The sequence below is a fragment of the Flavitalea antarctica genome (assembly GCF_054461535.1).
Map to the genome: position 1 here is coordinate 1 of NZ_JBTLQG010000007.1, position 17,763 is coordinate 17,763.

Genomic DNA, 17,763 nt, shown 5'->3' on the forward strand with positions numbered 1-17,763 from the left:
TTTTCATTTATCCCATTGTCCAGTGCATCCCGGTTTGCAACCGGGAGGGTCGGCGGTTCGAACCCGTCAACTCCCACGGTCGAAAGGTTTCAGTTTACTGAAACCTTTTTTCATTTATGGCATTGTTCAGTGCATCCCGGTTTTGCAACCGGGAGGGTCGGCGGTTCGAACCCGTCAACTCCCACAGGTTGAGAGGTTTCAGTTTACTGAAACCTTTTTTCATTTATCCCATTGTCCAGTGCATCCCGGTTTGCAACCGGGAGGGTCGGCGGTTTGAACCCGGCAACTCCCACAGGTCGAAAGGTTTCAGTAAATTGACCTTTTATCATTTAAAGCTGCTGCATAGATCCCAGTTTACAACCAGGAGGATCAGTCCCGATTCCATTCGCGATCAGCGCTGCAAGAAGGTTGAGTTGTTTTTCTTTATATCTTGTAGTTAATAGCAAAAGAAGTCCGGTTCACTGTAAGGTTTTCACTTCTCTCCCCTACTCCTCCAAAAAGTCCAGATCCTTGTTGTGTGTTTCCGGCATGGTGGCAATTGCATAAAAGCCCAGGGCAAAAGCCAGCACCCCGACAATCGCCGCACTGTACAAAGTGCCGACAGAAGGTTTTGCAAACCCATATAGCGAAGTCATCAGTACAACCGTTCCCCGTACCATGTTCGGTACAGTGGTGGCTGCCGTCGCCCGCAGATTCGTACCGAACTGCTCTGCACTGATTGTCACAAACATCGCCCAATATCCGATCCCGAAGCCCATCCAAAGACAAAGCGCATAAACGAGGAAAGAGCTATCGATAATGCCTGACAGGTAAACAACACAACCCAACAGCGTAAACAACATCATCAACGCAACAGCCTTTTTCCGCGAACGCAGGTAATGACTTAAGAAGCCACTAAGCAGGTCACCGGTGGCAAGTCCTATATAACACCACATGATTGCCAGGCCCGGTTTTACTGGTTCCGCAATGCCAAATGCCTCTCCAAACTCATTGGAAAAAGTGGCCAGGATACCTATAACAAACCAGGTTGGCAACCCGATAGCAATACATTTCATATACAGCCTGAAACGCCGGCCGTCAGTGAAAAATGACAAAAAGTTCCCTTTGGTGATCTTGCCTTCATGTTTTATGTTGGCAAACAAACCCGACTCAAAAACGCCGATCCGCAGTAATAGTAACATGATACCCATGCCGCCACCGATAAAATAGGCATTTCTCCAGCCACCGAAATTCTCCACCGTAAAATAGGCGAACACTGCACCAAACAAACCCACACCAGCAACCAACGATGTTCCGATGGCCCTGAGGCGCTTCGGAAGGGATTCCGAAACGAGCGTAATGCCCGCTCCCAGTTCGCCTGCGAGCCCTATCCCTGCTACGAACCTTAGTAACTTATATACATCGGGATTAGTCACAAAACCACAAAGTATATTGGCCACCGAATAAGTAACTATCGAACCAAATAATACCGATAATCTCCCTTTTTTATCTCCCAGTACTCCCCATAATATGCCACCCAGTAAGAGACCGGTCATTTGCCAGTTAAGAATTGCTGTACCAACTTCTGAGACTTCAGCAGGACTTAGCCCCATATCAGTAAGACTTGGGATCCTTACAATTCCAAAAAGGAGTAAATCATAAATGTCGACGAAATAACCAAGAGCCGCAACGATAACCGGCAGACTGAACAAGTGCTGAAGATCTGATTTCTCTTTTTTAATGATCATTATCTTTTTGTGTTAGTGAATTATCACCAGGGTACCGGTTCTGAAAATTACATTTTCGATTCGAATATAATTGATTGATGGTACTTTCCTTGAGCCTTATCTTTTTGACTTAACTGTTTTCCAGGCAACTTTTTTCAGGAAGGCTGAAAAATCATTGGAGACGCTACCTGGTTTAAAATTAAGTTTGGAAGGATCTTCTTTGAACAGGAAGCTGTACCAGACAAGCCCGCCGAGATAACAACCCGCCTCGTTCGCATGATTAGCATCAAAAGTCATTTTGTTGTCTTTGGTCCAGCTGTAACCAATATGTATTGAATTTTCCTGTAGCGGTAACCGGGTGGGGGCAGGATTATTGTAATCAAAATCCCTGTCCTTTTTATAACGCCACTTTTTATCGGATGAAACTGTATAAAAAGCATCGCCGGTTGGTATAACGCGGATGCCTAGCTGTTTTGCTACCGAATGATATGCAGCTCTCGAAAGTTTCCACATTTCCTGTTGCGATCGGGTTGTATCCTTGCCTTTTTTAATCCCGAATTTTTGTGCATCGACACGGTAAGCCCAGGTTTGATGCATCACTACTTCAGCATCAGGTTGAAGCTGTTTGATAAAGTCATAAAGTTTTCGGGCAAAAGGTTGGTAAGTATCCTCGTCACTCGAGAACAATGAATATTGCTGGATAGTAACAATGTCCCATCTGCCCTCGGATAATTTTTCTTTGAGCGATTTACCGCCGTAAGCCTTGCCCCTTGTGGAATCACGGAGATTAACCTCCACTGAATCCCAATGACGTTGCAGGGGACAGCCACCTATTTCAGCCCTGCCAAATTCTAGAGAATGCCCCCCTTCCTTAGCCAGCTGTGGCAGGTAACGCGTAGCATTCTGTGAAAAACTGTTGCCAATAAGAAAAACCCTTAATGTTTTGCCTGGCTGCTGTGCCAAACCAGCAAAACAACTGAGTATTCCCAAATGGATGAAAACGTAGATTCTGGCTATTCCTTTCATAATTTAATGCCCTGTTGATTTCCGGTTAACGCTGATTTAATCATGCCAGCTGATCGCAAACATATATCAGGATTGACAACGAATAACAACAATTGCAATTTGATTTAGAATAAATTTTATTGCATGGATTTCCAGACTATGGCCATTGGTTCTTTCTGGCAAATCATTTTCTCTGAAGATATAGATTTATACTGCATCTCCCGCATCGGGTCAAGCAACAGTACAATTGATCAACATGTTGATCAATCATCGCGATCAATCAACCAGTTAGCAATAAGAAATATCAGGCTGGAAATAAAATGTAGACGGTTATCGGACAGTCTCTTCAGTTACTGGTGATACGCTGTGACTTTTTCGCATAGCCCCATTCCCTGATAATGGATAAATATATTTCCTGGAGTTCCACAAAAGTGGAAGGTTTCAGGTAAAAACCATGGATGCCAAGATCCTTCGCCATTTTAACATGTAATGGCTCTACCACAGATGACCAGATGACAAAAGGAATTTCTTCAAGTGCGGAATTTTTGTGTTCAATCAACTGGGTTCTGAGTTGAAGCCCATTCATGGTTCGGAAGCGAAAGTCGCAGATGATGAGAAGGGGCATCACTTTGAGCTTTAATAAAGCCGGAGTAACATCTTCACAGGCTGTAAAAGAAATCAGCGGATTTTTAATCGCTAACTCTTTATGAGCGTCGGACAGTAAGCGAAGATCATCCTGATCTTCATCGATAATAATGATTGGATTATGGATATTCATAAAGAATCGGAACTATTATACCCGGGGGTTTAACTTTTTAGAACCGGGCAAACTGCGATTTATGATATTGGGATTCTGAACAGGCTGCAATGTAACCGATTTCATGAAAATTGTCGCGCACGGTTTCAGAAAAAATTATACGGAATGCGAGTAAACCATTAGCAACCGGGCGGCTTTAGACTTATTTAATTTTTTTTATATGTCAGATGCCTAATACATCACAGCGGGCTTGCTGAACACGAATTCTGTTGTTACTGTTTGATTGAGCATAAAATCAGCGACGTCGGCACGCGAAATAGTAGCAGCGAAACCTGTCGAAAGAAGGTTTTCACCGGTCCGATATCGTCGACTAAGTTTGCCATTTGTCAGTGTCGGTGGCCGAACGATCGTCCATGACAAATTGCTTTCCACGATCATCTGTTCGCGGGTTTCATGTCCCAGGATTTCATTAGCCAGTATTAAAGGAGCGAGATATTTAACCACAAAACCCGCCTGGCTCCTGCTATCACGGACACCTATAAACGACATGTACACCAAACGATTGACACCGCAACTCTTCATACAACCAATGATCGTTTTGAAACCATCAATCAATGATTGATCATACCGGAAAGGACTTGTTGCACCCAGCGCTGACAGCACAACGTCCTGACCTTCCATAGCCGCCGTCAGTTGTCGCACGTTGTGCAGATCCCCGCGGATCACTTTTAATCGTCCATCGTTGATCTCAAATTTCGACTGCGGTCTCAGGAAAGCGGTCACATAATGACCTTTTTCTATAGCTTGCTTTACCAGGTGGTTGCCCGTGGCACCTGAAGCTCCAAAAACCAGGATATTCATTTATTCAGATTGATTTGATCAACGCTTAACCGGGATTTAATGCCGGCTGTTTACCGGCAGGCAATTTGATTAATGAATAAAAAACGAACTATACCTGATTATGAAAACATCATCACCAATAGTGGTGACCAGGAATGGTAAATAAACAGTGTTGACCTTGTTTACTTATTATTGCGCAGGATCATCGAACCAAAAATTATATTTGACTATATGAAACAGGAGATTGCCCAGATTGCCATTGTTGTAGACGATTACGATGAAGCTATTGCTTTTTATACCCAGAAACTAAACTTCGCATTGATCGAGGATACAAAACTCAGCGAATCCAAACGTTGGGTAAAGGTGAAACCCGTAGGTCCCGGAAGTTGCAGCTTGTTGCTGGCTAAAGCTAACGGTGATGAACAACGTACCCGTGTTGGAAACCAGACAGGCGGACGCGTTTTCCTGTTTTTGCATACAGACGATTTCGACCGCGACTATCAGAATCTTCTCAGGAACAAGGTGACCATTATACGGGAGCCCCTGGTTGAATCATGGGGTAAGGTAGCAGTGTTCCAGGACCTCTACGGAAATTTGTGGGACCTCATCCAACCCGTAATTTTCAGTGCCCCGCCGTCAGCTGATTAAACCGTGGTATTGATCGGTGAACGGCGAAATGGGTGTTCATCAGTAGAGATCTTTGGGAAGCCTGGGTTTGCCGGGCGGGAAGAGAAAATCCATTGGGTATTTCCGGAAATACCGGAACAATATCCAGATGAATTCGGGGTACTCTTTTAGCTTGATTCCCCTTGATTTGACCGCAACGAAAAAAGCCAGGGAAAAGCTTACCAGGAAGTTGATCATACCGATAAGCAGTACCCCAATGAAGACGGTGGCAAGATAAGCAGGTGCGAGATTCTCATATCCCACACCGTACAGACCGATACTTGCATTACCGGCTGCAATGGTGATATGCCTGATGTCGAAATGCACCCCAAGAAACTTTCCAAGTGGACCCGAAACTCCAAGAAAAATCCCGAGCATTACGCTTCCTGCAAAACCACCTGCACTGTTCTGCACGAACCTCGCCAGCCTGTTAAGTGCTTTTGGTGAAAGGGTATGTCTGAATAACGGGTGATCCCTGAGTCTCTCTCCTATCCGTCCGTAAACAATATGATTTTCTACATAACCTGCGATGAGGCCGCTCAGGAACAAAAAGAAGCCCGTGAAGCAGGCATATAATAAAGAAAGGCTATGGTAAGGATGTTGATCAGCAAGTAATTTTAACGCAGCCTCACCGGAAGCTATCTTCACTCCAAAACTCAGGTCATACAGCCAGGCGAGCACAAATGTCAACGGGAAAACAACTAACAGGTTACCCGCAAATGATGCGATCTGGCTCCTTGCCACCTTACCTACCGTTATCGCCAGATTCCATAGATCAGGACGGCCTGAATGTTTTTGCGTGTCGAGTGAACTGGCAACTGCGGAAGCGGTGTATGCAGGCTGTTTAGTGGCCAGTGTGGTGTTGGTACTATCCATCAATACAAAACCGGCAGCATAGTTGGCTCCATACACGGCACCCTGCCAGAATAGCGGCAACGGTAGTTTGCCGAGCAGGTTTTTTGTGATCGCTATAACAGAAATAATAAATCCCCCGCCTGCGGCACTCCAGAACAACTGTAAAAAATCTTTGCGGGTACTACTGATGTATTTCTCGCCCTTTCTGCCCTTGTGTTCGGCGATCTGGTAAGCAACCAATCCCAGGTTTTGGGACAGAAACTCTCCTACACTATTACGTGTGTTGGTATTTCTGATAACCGTAAAAAAATAATTGATGAAGCGATCGGTATCAAACGACTGGTCGCGGTCCAGTACATCTATAATAATAAAAAGTCGTTGTATCTGCTGGCGTAGCCGCACAACAACAAAAGTCTGCGCCAGGCTGGTGCCACGCATGATCCGCTGGTCATGAATATATTTCAGGCTTTGCTCGCAGTTATACAGCGCTTCCTGGATGTTAGAGAAGATGAGTTTTCTTTCTTCAGAAGAGAGATTGTCCTTTTTCTCAAGATATAAATTAGTGAGCCTGTTTTGCTCAATAAACGGGTAGATAGCGTTACTGACATCGTCATAGCTATGCATCAGTTCTTTTTCCAGGCCAAGCATAGCCACCCGGTAGCTCAACAATTGCATGGATTGTTTAAGCTGCATAATCAGCGATGGTTCCTGGATATTAACCTGGATCCCGATGAGCTCGAAAAATTTCATCCAAAGTTCTTTGTCGATACCTTGTACCCATACAAAATCACTTTTACGATAAAACACATGGCTGATCACATAGAGAAAATCATTCTTTTGGAGAAGTTCGGGTAGAATTTTATGTTTCAGTTTACCCATCAGCTCCTGGATAAAACTCCTTGAGCTTACTATGCCACTCTGGGTAAGTGCAGGCACCAGGTTGCTTTTCAAAAACTGACTCAAGAGCGCTCTCCTGATGGAAAACAAGGCAGATCTGTCTTCGTGTAACTGGAAGAGCAATGCCTTCATTTTAGTCTCAGCCTGCTCTATATTCCGGTAATTGTCTGGCCTGATTTTTCGTATCAGATCTACCAGGAGGTCCAGGCCACGATAACCCTGATCCAGTGAAAGCACAAGCGCCTTGCCTTTTTCGGGTGGAAGCCTGGAATCTGATTTTTTGTGAAAAAGTCTCGCCATCAGGATAAAACAGCAGAATTTATAATTTGTTCGCTCCATTGCAGACAAAAAGCATCACCCAAAAGTTGCAGCATCAGATTCAATATTTAATTTTACATTCACCGAACTTTGTAGTATGATTCCGATTAGTAATAATACCAGGCCCCTTTACGAGGAAGAGGTTGATGTACTCACGATGCATGAGGACCCCTGCAACCTGATAGTCTGGAATGATGAGGTGAACACTTTTGAATGGGTAATTGAAACGCTCATGGAGGTTTGCAAACATAGCCGGGAGCAGGCTGAACAATGTGCTTATATTATTCACTACCAGGGTAAATATGCTGTCAAGAACGGCAGCTATGATGAACTGAAACCTTATTGCGACGCTATCACTGAAAGGGGAATCAGCGCTACGATCGAAGTTGTTACCGGCACTTAACATCCCCAAAAACTAACCGGTTCCTGAGCTCCACATGCCGATTTTTGCCCTAGATAAAGCCCTTGTTTTCCCCCCTGTACACCTTTCAGAACCAGATGGCCTTTTAGCCCTTGGTGGAGACCTTTCCCGCGAACGACTTTTATTGGCCTACCGGCAAGGAATCTTTCCCTGGTATGAAGGGGCTGATATTTTATGGTGGTCTCCAGATCCCAGGTTTGTTCTTTTTCCTCCCGAAATAAGGGTCAGCAAAACCATGAGATCACTTATCCGCAAAGGAGAATTCAGCTTCAGGGTGAATACAAGTTTTGACCAGGTGATTGAAAACTGCAAAACCATAAGTCGGCGCGGCCAGGATGGCACCTGGATCTCGGAAGAGGTAAAGCGCGCTTATTCAGCACTTCACGTTGATGGTTATGCGCATTCAGCAGAAACATGGCATGAAGGCAAACTTGTTGGTGGGTTGTATGGGATCCGCATGGGAAACGTATTTTTTGGCGAAAGTATGTTCAGTAACATGAGTAATGCATCTAAGTTTGCTTTTATCAACTATGTTGAGCAGTTGAAAAGTGACGGAGTAGTGCTTATCGATTGCCAGGTTTATACTCCGCATCTTGAATCATTGGGAGCCAGGATGATAGACAGGAACAATTTCCTGGCGCTACTCAATGAACATATCCCATGAAATTGATAACAACCCCCTATGTTTAATGCTTACATAGTTTATCGGGCCAACCCTGGTCACTGGCTCTGGTTTTCGCACTTTCTAGAATCTCGTTCCGAGGTAATGTGGTAAAACGGCGCGCCAGGTGGGCCAGTCATGCGTCCATTCCGCACCCCAGATATCCAATTCATACCAGATATTTTTTGAATACAAAATATCAGCAAACCTCGCAGCAGAACCCGGGTCCTCGTGCGCACCACTTCCTGAAAACAGATGGATATGACCGCTCCTCCTGATCTGCTCCAGGATATTATGATCGGTGAGATTTGGTATATAGTGCATGGGGCTGTTAAAATACACATCATCGTTCCAGTATCCCCCGCTATATTCCGTTAGATCATAAACCCCGCTCATTGCTATGCACCCGTTAATAAGATCCGGTCTTTTAAAAAACAGGTTTGCGCTATGAAGTGCGCCAAAAGAAGCACCACTAATGATAATTGGCGTTTCCTGGCTGGTGTTCTGCCTGATAAAAGGTATCACTTCCTGGTAAACATATTCGTTCCAGGTGTTTTGCCTGTGCACTTTATGATAAGGATCCATCGAATGATTCATCCAGCTTTCCAGGTTGATGCTGTCGATGGAAAACACTTTTACTTTACCACCATCGATAAACGGTCGGAGTGACTCAATGAGCTGAAAACGCTCATATTCCAGGTAATCTGCTGCGGCGGTAGGAATCAGCAATAACGCAAACCCATAGTTACCATACACTGCGATTGGCATTTGTTTTTCAAGCCTGGGACTATACCATGATGTGAGATGCCTTTCCATTCAGAAATTGATGTTTACAAGAAAGATAACAATATTAGTTTATTTAATTGCTGCATTAACATCAAACCATTGAGCGCTGATACAATCATTTTTATTTCATGTAAACAGCATAATGCTTAAGTGTTATTACCCTTAATCTGTTATTGGTAGCAATCACCTTCTTGTATTCCCTGAATGTATCTTTATTATCAATAAACCCAATAATGCACGAGTAGGGCTCCTCCCCCTTGATTATCTTTAGTTTTGGCTCGAAGCCGAGGTTTGGAATTTTCAGTGTATCCTTCTCATTTATTTCCTCATATTCGAGTTTCATCAGAAACCGAAAGGTCTTTGGTGTCTCGAACAACTGAACCCGGAAACGCCAATCGTTCAATGGGTTTTTCACTTTTTCACTATATGTTGCCACTGGTTCTTTTTTTACTGTTACCCGCTCCAAAGGCACATTGTCCGCAACGGAACGGACGCTCGTGGTAGTATCAGCACTGTCCGGGTTTTTATCGCCTGAAGAGTCGCCGCATGAATTCATCACAACACTTACAATTGTGAAACAGACAAGGCTACTGAATAATGTTTTCATCTATAGTATATCAGTAATTACGGAAAGAATTAATTTACAATTATGGTATGAATTAATCTTACGCAATTAACGTTCCGGAAATAAACTGCGATGTGGAATTGAAAATAGTGTCCCCGCCGGGTGATAACCGGGACTAATTAACCGGAATCATCATTAACCGGGGATCATGCGTTTTTTCTCCGGCCTTTTGTCAGCATAATTGTAAACGAGCCCCCTGATGTAATCGTTTTCAGGATATTGTGTGATATATTCTTTTAGTTGATCCAGGCTGGAGACCTGCGTATCCACCGGTACATAACCCATTCCATAGAATCTTCCTTTTTCAATAAGCACACAACTTTGTTCATAATTATCCTTACCATCATCCAATACAGCAAAGGTGGGAAGATGATTATCGAGGAAATCTTTGGCTCGCATGACTCTCTCGTTGTAAGCTGCCACTTCTTCTTTTTTCTCGCAGGCGCCCAGGCAGGGTTTCAGCAGACTGACCGGCAGGCAGGGCCCATCGTCCTTTTGCAGGTAACAAAGTTTCGGGCAAAGATCAAAGTCATGGATAAGCCGTTTTAGCAAACGGTGTCCTTCATGCAACAGCTGGAAAGTATACAACGCCTCCTGGTTTTTCATCTTTTTATTGATGGCCAGCCGGAGGTACCCGTTCTGATCTTCAAATGCGTAGATACCATAGTTGGCCGTAAATCTTTTCTGACTTGCATTGTATTCGGGCCACAGGCGTTTGATCTCAATACTCTCCAGGATAAATGCCATGAGTTCGGTGCCACAGGTTTTGTAAGTGATGCTATAAATATTCCGCATAAACTCCTGCCGTTGCTTACCTGCACCATTATGCGAAAAATGACTTCTTACCCTGTATTTTATGTTCCTGGCCTTACCGACGTAAATAATTTTTCCTTTTTGGTTATGAAAATAATAAACACCGGGGGTATAGGGCAGTTTGTCGATTTCTTCTTTCGGTAAAAACTGGGGAAGGTATTGTTCTTTGGATCCTTTTTTCAGGAACTGCTGCACATGTTCAATACCGTTATGAAGCAGGATGTTTTCAAACAGTGTAACCGTGGCATCTGCATCACCTCCCGCGCGGTGACGGTTTTGAATCACGATGTTGAAATGTACACAAAGCTTACCCAGGCTGTAAGATTGTAAACCGGGGAACACTTTGCGTGCAAGCCTTACTGTGCACAGCTTCTGAACATTCAGTTCGAAGCCGCAAAGCTGCAGATGGTGTTTGATAAATGAATAATCGAAGTTGACATTGTGAGCGATAAACACACAGTCTTTCAGCCGGTCAAAAATCTCTTCAGCGACTTCGTCAAAAGTTGGCGCACTTTCAACCATAGCCGGTGTAATTCCGGTCAATACCTGGATATAATAGGGTATGGGGCGGGCCGGTCGTATAAGTGTTTCATACCGGTCTACTACACAATTTCCATTATGTAACACAATAGCAACTTCAGTTATGTCGTTATTAGCTGCATAACCTCCCGTTGTTTCTATATCGACGATTGCGTACATGATACTAACAAAGTTAGTAATAACGGTGGTAAAAAAATTAGGATTTTCCCATAAATCCTAATTGTCGTCGAATAATATCTCACTATATATAGAAGAGTCCAGGATAATGCTGTCATAGCTGCCAGATCAGGTGCAGGGTAATTTCGTCTCCATGACAGACAAGCGAGCTTAGATGTATCAATGATACCTGCTACCTGTGTAGCCGGTATGAGCGGGTGATGCCTGCAAATCATATGAACAATCCCGGCCGTCCGGGGTTGAAAAATCAACGTTTTTACATGGTGCGGTAAAACGCACCTCAAAATATATGTTGCCGAATGGCAGCTGAACGACTAATCCCTATGAATCCTGAAAATCCAACCCTGTATGGTTTAACCTTTAAATCCAATTGACTATGCAAAACACAAGCACACAGAAAAAAACCACCGCCCTGACACTGGTCACAGCCGCCGTGCTGTATTTCCTGGCACTGGTAGTGTTCTCTTTCTGGTTCACCCAGCGTTAACCGACGCGCGAACGTAATTTTCCAGAGTTACGGTCCACAAATTTTAAGTACCCGCAGCCTTATCTGCGGGTACTTTTATGCCTGATCCGCAATTTTAACATATTAAGCGTTTTTCTCTATTCAGGCACTTGCAGGTTTCAAATTGAAATATTACTTTTGTTTCAGAGCTGGCCCACGCAGTTTTCCCCGATCCCACCCCTTGGAAAGCATTCAGGTATCTTACCAATTACCCCGTCCATTTACCCGGAAAACTATTAGTAATGCAATAGTTCAAACTAAAACTGTAACATATGAAGAAGACAACTTCTTTCCACATCACTCAAAATCTCAAGATCGCGCTATGGGCGTTTGGGTTCCTATTCCTGGTGATGTTCCTTTCTTACCTGTTTTGGTACGCCTAGGGAGGAGACCTATACTTAAGAATTTCACTTAGGGTTTTATAATTTAAGATCATTGTAAATGGTGCCTGGGGGCGGTATGCCTCATGCACCATTTATTTTTTTGCCTCGCAGGTAGCCGCTCATTTACGCCCACAACACATTCTTTTCTTACTTTTGCATCCCGATTCAAAGACCACTTAAGTAAGCATATGGAACTGAGCAAAAATTACAATCCCGCAACGGTTGAAGAGAGATGGTATAAGCACTGGCTGGAAAAACGATACTTCCACAGTCAGCCCGACGATCGTCCGGCCTACAGCGTGGTAATTCCTCCTCCGAATGTTACCGGTGTTCTGCACATGGGCCACACCCTCAATGAAACGGTGCAGGATATCCTTGTTCGGAAGGCCCGCATGAGTGGCTTCAACACCTGCTGGGTGCCCGGGAGCGACCATGCATCCATTGCCACGGAAGCAAAAGTGGTCCAGATGCTCGAGAAAGAAAAAGGCATTAAAAAATCAGATCTTTCCCGCGAAGAATTTTTGCGTTATGCATTTGAATGGAAAGAAAAATATGGGAACATCATCTATCACCAGATAGCCAAACTCGGCTGCAGTGTTGATTGGGACCGTACCACGTTTACCATGGACCCCCACTACTACGAGGCGGTGATGAAGGTTTTTGTTGATCTCTATAAAAAAGAAAAGATCTACCGCGGAGCCAGGATGATCCATTGGGATCCTGCCGCAAGAACCGCACTTAGTGATGAAGAAGTTGAATACCGCGACATACAGGGAAAACTTTATTATGTAAAATACCTCGTTGTTGATGACCAGGCCACCGGCAACCCACACGCTCCGGTTGCCGCTCCCCGTTATATCACGATTGCCACCCAGCGCCCTGAAACGATCATGGGCGACACTGCTGTTTGCGTAAATCCTTCAGATGAACGGTATGATTATCTACGGGGCAAGCAGGTAATTGTGCCCCTGGTAAATCGTAAGGTCCAGGTAATCTTCGATGAATATGTTGATCCATCTTTCGGTACCGGGGCGTTAAAAATCACCCCCGCACATGATATCAACGATTATAACATCGGCCTCAAACATAATCTTGAGGTTATCGATACATTGAATGAGGATGGTACTATCAGCGCTGCTGCAGAGGTTTTTGTGGGCCTTGACCGTTTTGAAGCCAGGAAAAAAGCAGTGGAACAATTGCGGGAAGAAGGTCTTCTTGTAAAGGAAGAAGACTACAGCACCAGGCTCGGTTTTTCCCAGCGAAGTGGCGCAGTCGTCGAGCCCAGGATATCCACGCAATGGTTTGTGAAGATGAAGGAACTCGCTGGTCCGGCGCTTGCAGAGGTACTGGAAGGAAGAATCAGGATCCATCCGGGCGACAAGTTCCTGGCAACTTACAGGTACTGGCTGGAAAATGTAAAGGACTGGTGTATCTCCCGCCAGCTTTGGTGGGGGCAACAGATCCCTGCATGGTATGATGAAAACGGCACCTGTTATGTTGCAGAAACCCTGGATCAGGTGCTGGCTGAGCGCCCGGAACTGAAAGGTGCAAAACTTGAGCAGGACAAGGATGTTATGGACACCTGGTTCAGCAGTTGGCTATGGCCCATTGAAGTTTTTAAGGGGATCACCAACCCCGGTAACGACGAGATCAACTATTATTATCCGACCTCGGTACTGGTCACCGGCCAGGACATTATCTTTTTCTGGGTTGCGCGCATGATCATGTCGGGCATGGAGTTTAAACAGGAAAGGCCTTTTTCCGATGTTTATTTCACAGGGATGGTACGCGACAAGCAGGGACGCAAGATGAGCAAACAGCTCGGTAACTCACCTGACCTGCTTGAACTCATCGAAAAATTTGGCGCCGATGCCGTGAGGTTCGGAATTATGATTTCTTCACCCGCCGGCAACGACCTTTTGTTTGATGAGAGCAGCTGCGAACAGGGTAGGAATTTTAATAACAAACTGTGGAACGCCCTTAAACTGGTTAAAAACTGGGAAGGCCGGATAGGGACGGAAGAGCCTGAAATGGATCATTTCGCTGTTGACTGGTTCAGCAATCGCCTTAACCAGGTTAAGGCAGATGTGGAACTGATGTATAAAGAATTCCGGCTGAATGAGGCGCTCAAAACAATCTACTCGCTGATCTGGGATGATTTCTGTAGCTGGTATCTCGAATGGGTGAAGCCCGGTTTTGAATTACCGGTGAATCAAAAAGTGTATGATAGTACCGTTGGTTTCTTCACTGAACTGATGCAGCTACTTCATCCCTTCATGCCTTTCATAACCGAGGAAATATTTCACCTGCTTGATGAAAGAGAACAGGATCTGACTATCTCCCGGTATGTTGCCGCGGGACCTGTGGATAAGTCAAGTCTGGAACAGGCCTCCCTGTTAAAGGATGTGATTACCAGTCTGCGGGACGTCCGTGTAAAAAACCAGATCAAACCAAAAGAACCGATAAAAGTATATATCGTTTCGCCGGCTCCGGAGACCTACAGCAAAATTCAGGATATCCTCGTCAAACAGGTCAATATCAATGGTATAGCCCTTGCTACGGATCCAGTGGCTAACACCATATCCCTGGTAGTCGGTACGGACAAATTCTATATAGAAACGAACTCAGCTGTTGACAACACTGCTCAGATTTCAGCACTGAACAAGGAGCTTGACTACCTAAGGGGTTTTCTGATATCGATTGATAAAAAGCTGGGCAACGAACGTTTTGTTGCCAACGCAAAACCCGAAATACTGGCCCTGGAGCAAAAGAAAAAAGCTGATGCTGAGGCGAAGATGAAAATTATCGTTGAGAGTTTGTCAGCCATGCAGGTCGATGCAAATCAGCAATGATGGATCATCAAACTTAACCGGGCTACCGTAGTTCAATAGGCAATATAAAGCTCCACTGGTTTTTCCCAACGCCCTGGTTCGATGCATCCAACAGGTAACTATACCTGATGCCGAAACTCAGCGGCTGTTGGTTCCACCATTTGGTATCGAAGAACAACTCGGTGCCTAAAGATCTGAAATTGGCAGCGACAAATTTACCCTGCCGGTTAAAATCGTTAATACGGGTGAAATCATAAAAAAGATTCGCGCGGATCCGCTGGAAATAAACAATACTTGCAAAACCCCAGTCGGGATACACTAAAGGAAGGTGATAATTGACTCCGAGCTTAAACATATGGTGATAATTTTCGGCTGTGTATCCCCGGGAGAACGGGAAACTATTACTAAAAAGCGCATTTCTCAGGGTATCACGTCCCTGGAAGGCGGTATTGAAAACGAGATTATGGGTTTTGAAAAGCCCTGGAAAATACCAGTATGCAGAAGCAAGAAACTGGTTTGCTTCTAACGAACCAGCGGACAAAGAATAATTGACGTTCAGCGTTTGTGCAAACCTGGGGTATATATGCTGACGCGCCTGTTGAACCTGGTTTGAAAAACTCAGTGTGTTCCTGACATATCCAAAAGTTCTGTTATCAAAACTGTCTTTGTACGCGCCTTTGAACGTCCTGGAGTTTGTGACATAATCGGATGCGACACTCAGGCGCCGGTACCATCTGCCGCCTGTAAGGTTTAAGGGCAGGTTCAGGCCAATATTGGCTTCGGCTTCGTCCCAATACACTCGGTTTCCGTTGGCACTTGCACTTCGGTCAAACGTGTAGTTCACGCCACCACGGATCCATGCATATAAGCCACCGTAGTTAAGATTCGCTCCAACTTCTTTACTTTTTTCATTGCTGTTGTAATTGAAATAGAGTTCTGACACGAAAGTGTTAAGCACATTCTCGCCGATCAACGAAAACGTGAAATCCGGCTCATTGAGATATGGGCGGAAACTATGCGGATTAATAAGATTAAACGATTTCCTGTATTTAGTTACCTGGTATTCGCCGCGCGGCATCTTATCCAGGAAGCCGGACGGTGCTGTCTTTGCGATACCCGCGCCGAATACCGGCAACTCCGCGTTAAATACAGATGTTGGCACCTCGGTAAAAACCGGTTTACCAGTCTGCAACCGGTATCCAACAGCTGAAAATCCAGACCAGGCATAATTGCCATCTGACACGCTGAGTTGATAATTGCCGGTTGATGAATTTTCAGCGTCGACTATCACCTGGTAAAGCTTATTCCCGGTCAGCATAAAAAGCCGGTCCGTGCCTGCATACGAGGCCGTAAAAGTGATGGTATCCTTGTTCACTAACGGAAACCCAATGACATTCATCGACCAGGGAATAAGATTTTCAATACTTCCGGTTAGCGGGTCTACTTTTACCAAAGCCATTTCACCAACTTCATTTCTTACGGCAGACAGGATGTTGCCATCTGCCATAAATTTTGGATAAGTATAAAAAAGCCGGTCCGGGTTTGGTATTACCCTTCTCCGCGACGGAGTATCTGTTGTTAGAATATGCAACGAACTTTTTCCCGCAGGATCCACCTCTACCGCAACTATCTCTTGACCATCCCCGGTGATATCAGGAGAAAAATAGCGGGTACGGGTCGTGATGTTTTGTTGTTTCCCTGAACGGATGTCAAGAAGTCTTATATCACCATAATCCTTCCATCCCCATCGCGTCGCCGGTTGATAAGCCGCATAAACGATACGGTTATTTTTGTATGAATAGTACTGGTCCTCCGAAATATCTGTCACCCTTATCTTGTTTGCTTTACCTGTCCGGGGATCCATGATCACAAACGCCGGGATGTTCTTATAATCTGATTTCACCAGCAACACCCGGTCGGCGCTTATCCATTGCGGATAGCGTTCATCTCCCGCGAAATGTTTTCGCCGGCTGGCAAATGATGAGAGGCTATCACCCTGTGCCCCGGCAGTAATTGTTGATCCTGGTTGATTTGCCTGTTGAGCTGTCGACGGTTGATTTGCCTTTTGGCCTGTGGTTGATTGATTTACCTGTTTACCTACCGCCGCTTGTTTGAGTGTTTTTTCAAAATACCCTAACGCATCCTGCCGGAATGCCTGGTAAGATAAACCTGTATGTTTTTTGATCGACCTTTGCCAGGGATAGAACAAACCCCGGAATCGGACCGCGTCGTCGGTGATGGTCGCCCATAAACTATCTCCATATTTAACCCGTCCGTACGCTACTATCAGGTAACCGAGCTGGTAATGATCAGGCACATAATCACGGAGTGATCCGTTTCTTAGCTTTTGCCACGAATAGCTTTTCTCGGCCGCCCAGATTGACCGGTAACCGTTATGAAAATATCCTAAACGGCCCCTGCCCTGCCCGCTCATCAATGTCTCCTGGTAAACGGCATCGCCCTCCCAGAAATAATCTGGTACTGCGGCGCTATTGACGAGTCCCAGGATCTGTTCTCCAAAGATAAAATAAGTGATCCTGGAAACACCTTTCCTGAAATTGTTGAACTGCTGAACATGGCGGTATTCGTGCAGGGCAAGCGACTTGTGCCACGACAAACTGCCAAGCCTGAAGCTGTTTTGCATCGGGGTGAGATAAAATTCGCTCCTCCACGGCCCCAGTCCCACGTATCCGTTGGCGTTAGTAGTCTGGTGTTGAAGGACAATATTGATCTTCCTGATCCTGGATCCGATGGTGTTCAGGGTCGCGTCGTTAAGCCCGCGCGTTATATCGACTATCTCCCCGGCTGTTTTTTCAAGACCCGGAGCGAAGATAACCCTCACCGTGTCGGTATTAATCTGGAGCCATTTTTGCGAAGGTGGGTGTCCGCCGAACACTTGCGCGCTAACATCAGTAACAAAGAGTAGAGATAAAATTTGAACAACAATGCGCCGCATCTGAAACTAATTGAACGTTAA

General features: G+C 45.1%; 14 protein-coding genes. 5 read left to right on the top strand and 9 right to left on the bottom strand.

Annotation, left to right across the window (positions count from 1 at the left end):
• Positions 1 to 192, top strand: a 192-nt coding sequence (locus tag ACX0G7_RS08980) for a hypothetical protein (protein ID WP_458923118.1), incomplete at its 5' end; no start/stop codon positions are given.
• Between the two features lie 293 nt (positions 193 to 485).
• Here the strand turns inward: ACX0G7_RS08980 and ACX0G7_RS08985 are convergent.
• The 4 genes from ACX0G7_RS08985 to ACX0G7_RS09000 all read right to left on the bottom strand — a co-directional run bounded on the left by ACX0G7_RS08985 (position 486) and on the right by ACX0G7_RS09000 (position 4,329).
• On the bottom strand, positions 486 to 1,727 hold the full coding sequence (locus ACX0G7_RS08985; RefSeq protein WP_458923119.1) for an MFS transporter: 1,242 nt from the start codon (positions 1,725 to 1,727) through the stop codon (positions 486 to 488).
• Between the two features lie 96 nt (positions 1,728 to 1,823).
• Positions 1,824 to 2,732, bottom strand: a complete 909-nt coding sequence (locus ACX0G7_RS08990) for a DUF4886 domain-containing protein (RefSeq protein WP_458923120.1) — start codon at positions 2,730 to 2,732, stop codon at positions 1,824 to 1,826.
• Between the two features lie 325 nt (positions 2,733 to 3,057).
• Positions 3,058 to 3,489 (bottom strand): response regulator, encoded by a 432-nt coding sequence (locus tag ACX0G7_RS08995; protein ID WP_458923121.1) that lies wholly within the window; start codon positions 3,487 to 3,489, stop codon positions 3,058 to 3,060.
• Positions 3,490 to 3,699: 210 nt separating this feature from the next.
• On the bottom strand, positions 3,700 to 4,329 hold the full coding sequence (locus ACX0G7_RS09000; RefSeq protein ID WP_458923122.1) for an NAD(P)-dependent oxidoreductase: 630 nt from the start codon (positions 4,327 to 4,329) through the stop codon (positions 3,700 to 3,702).
• 210 nt (positions 4,330 to 4,539) lie between these two features.
• Here ACX0G7_RS09000 and ACX0G7_RS09005 point away from each other — a divergent pair, with 210 nt between their 5' ends.
• Complete coding sequence (locus ACX0G7_RS09005) at positions 4,540 to 4,956, top strand: VOC family protein (RefSeq protein ID WP_458923123.1); 417 nt, start codon at positions 4,540 to 4,542, stop codon at positions 4,954 to 4,956.
• Positions 4,957 to 4,995: 39 nt separating this feature from the next.
• Here ACX0G7_RS09005 and ACX0G7_RS09010 read toward each other — a convergent pair whose 3' ends face one another.
• Positions 4,996 to 7,026 (bottom strand): hypothetical protein, encoded by a 2,031-nt coding sequence (locus ACX0G7_RS09010; protein WP_458923124.1) that lies wholly within the window; start codon positions 7,024 to 7,026, stop codon positions 4,996 to 4,998.
• A gap of 115 nt (positions 7,027 to 7,141) precedes the next feature.
• Between ACX0G7_RS09010 and ACX0G7_RS09015 the strand changes: the two genes are divergently transcribed.
• Positions 7,142 to 7,447 (top strand): ATP-dependent Clp protease adaptor ClpS, encoded by a 306-nt coding sequence (locus ACX0G7_RS09015; protein ID WP_458923125.1) that lies wholly within the window; start codon positions 7,142 to 7,144, stop codon positions 7,445 to 7,447.
• A 34-nt stretch (positions 7,448 to 7,481) separates the two neighbouring features.
• Positions 7,482 to 8,129, top strand: coding sequence for a leucyl/phenylalanyl-tRNA--protein transferase (aat, locus tag ACX0G7_RS09020; RefSeq protein WP_458923126.1), 648 nt, complete (start codon positions 7,482 to 7,484; stop codon positions 8,127 to 8,129).
• An 81-nt stretch (positions 8,130 to 8,210) separates the two neighbouring features.
• On the opposite strand, the gene ACX0G7_RS09025 is transcribed toward aat, so the two are convergent.
• From ACX0G7_RS09025 to ACX0G7_RS09035, 3 genes are all read right to left on the bottom strand, one after another.
• A complete protein-coding gene (locus tag ACX0G7_RS09025; protein ID WP_458923127.1) occupies positions 8,211 to 8,942 on the bottom strand; it encodes an esterase family protein in 732 nt (243 codons plus the stop codon).
• Positions 8,943 to 9,033: 91 nt separating this feature from the next.
• The gene (locus tag ACX0G7_RS09030) at positions 9,034 to 9,519 is read right to left on the bottom strand and encodes a hypothetical protein (RefSeq protein WP_458923128.1); all 486 of its coding nucleotides are present in this window, start codon (positions 9,517 to 9,519) and stop codon (positions 9,034 to 9,036) included.
• A gap of 153 nt (positions 9,520 to 9,672) precedes the next feature.
• Entirely contained in the window at positions 9,673 to 11,049 is a 1,377-nt protein-coding gene (locus ACX0G7_RS09035) for an exonuclease domain-containing protein (RefSeq protein WP_458923129.1), read from the bottom strand.
• Between the two features lie 1,094 nt (positions 11,050 to 12,143).
• On the opposite strand from ACX0G7_RS09035, the gene ACX0G7_RS09040 reads away from it, so the two are divergent.
• Positions 12,144 to 14,807, top strand: a complete 2,664-nt coding sequence (locus ACX0G7_RS09040) for a valine--tRNA ligase (protein ID WP_458923130.1) — start codon at positions 12,144 to 12,146, stop codon at positions 14,805 to 14,807.
• Between the two features lie 22 nt (positions 14,808 to 14,829).
• Here ACX0G7_RS09040 and ACX0G7_RS09045 read toward each other — a convergent pair whose 3' ends face one another.
• Positions 14,830 to 17,742: a TolB family protein gene (locus tag ACX0G7_RS09045; protein ID WP_458923131.1), complete on the bottom strand. Its 2,913-nt coding sequence runs from the start codon at positions 17,740 to 17,742 to the stop codon at positions 14,830 to 14,832.
• Positions 17,743 to 17,763 lie beyond the last annotated feature (21 nt).

What these genes read in the sequence shown, in the direction of transcription:
- ACX0G7_RS09010 (WP_458923124.1), bottom strand. Translation starts at nt 7,026, where the DNA reads ATGGCGAGACTTTTTCACAAAAAATCAGATTCCAGGCTTCCACCCGAA.
- ACX0G7_RS09045 (WP_458923131.1), bottom strand. Translation starts at nt 17,742, where the DNA reads ATGCGGCGCATTGTTGTTCAAATTTTATCTCTACTCTTTGTTACTGAT.
- ACX0G7_RS08995 (WP_458923121.1), bottom strand. Translation starts at nt 3,489, where the DNA reads ATGAATATCCATAATCCAATCATTATTATCGATGAAGATCAGGATGAT.
- ACX0G7_RS09035 (WP_458923129.1), bottom strand. Translation starts at nt 11,049, where the DNA reads ATGTACGCAATCGTCGATATAGAAACAACGGGAGGTTATGCAGCTAAT.
- aat (WP_458923126.1), top strand. Translation starts at nt 7,482, where the DNA reads ATGCCGATTTTTGCCCTAGATAAAGCCCTTGTTTTCCCCCCTGTACAC.
- ACX0G7_RS09025 (WP_458923127.1), bottom strand. Translation starts at nt 8,942, where the DNA reads ATGGAAAGGCATCTCACATCATGGTATAGTCCCAGGCTTGAAAAACAA.
- ACX0G7_RS09000 (WP_458923122.1), bottom strand. Translation starts at nt 4,329, where the DNA reads ATGAATATCCTGGTTTTTGGAGCTTCAGGTGCCACGGGCAACCACCTG.
- ACX0G7_RS09015 (WP_458923125.1), top strand. Translation starts at nt 7,142, where the DNA reads ATGATTCCGATTAGTAATAATACCAGGCCCCTTTACGAGGAAGAGGTT.
- ACX0G7_RS09030 (WP_458923128.1), bottom strand. Translation starts at nt 9,519, where the DNA reads ATGAAAACATTATTCAGTAGCCTTGTCTGTTTCACAATTGTAAGTGTT.
- ACX0G7_RS08990 (WP_458923120.1), bottom strand. Translation starts at nt 2,732, where the DNA reads ATGAAAGGAATAGCCAGAATCTACGTTTTCATCCATTTGGGAATACTC.
- ACX0G7_RS09040 (WP_458923130.1), top strand. Translation starts at nt 12,144, where the DNA reads ATGGAACTGAGCAAAAATTACAATCCCGCAACGGTTGAAGAGAGATGG.
- ACX0G7_RS09005 (WP_458923123.1), top strand. Translation starts at nt 4,540, where the DNA reads ATGAAACAGGAGATTGCCCAGATTGCCATTGTTGTAGACGATTACGAT.
- ACX0G7_RS08985 (WP_458923119.1), bottom strand. Translation starts at nt 1,727, where the DNA reads ATGATCATTAAAAAAGAGAAATCAGATCTTCAGCACTTGTTCAGTCTG.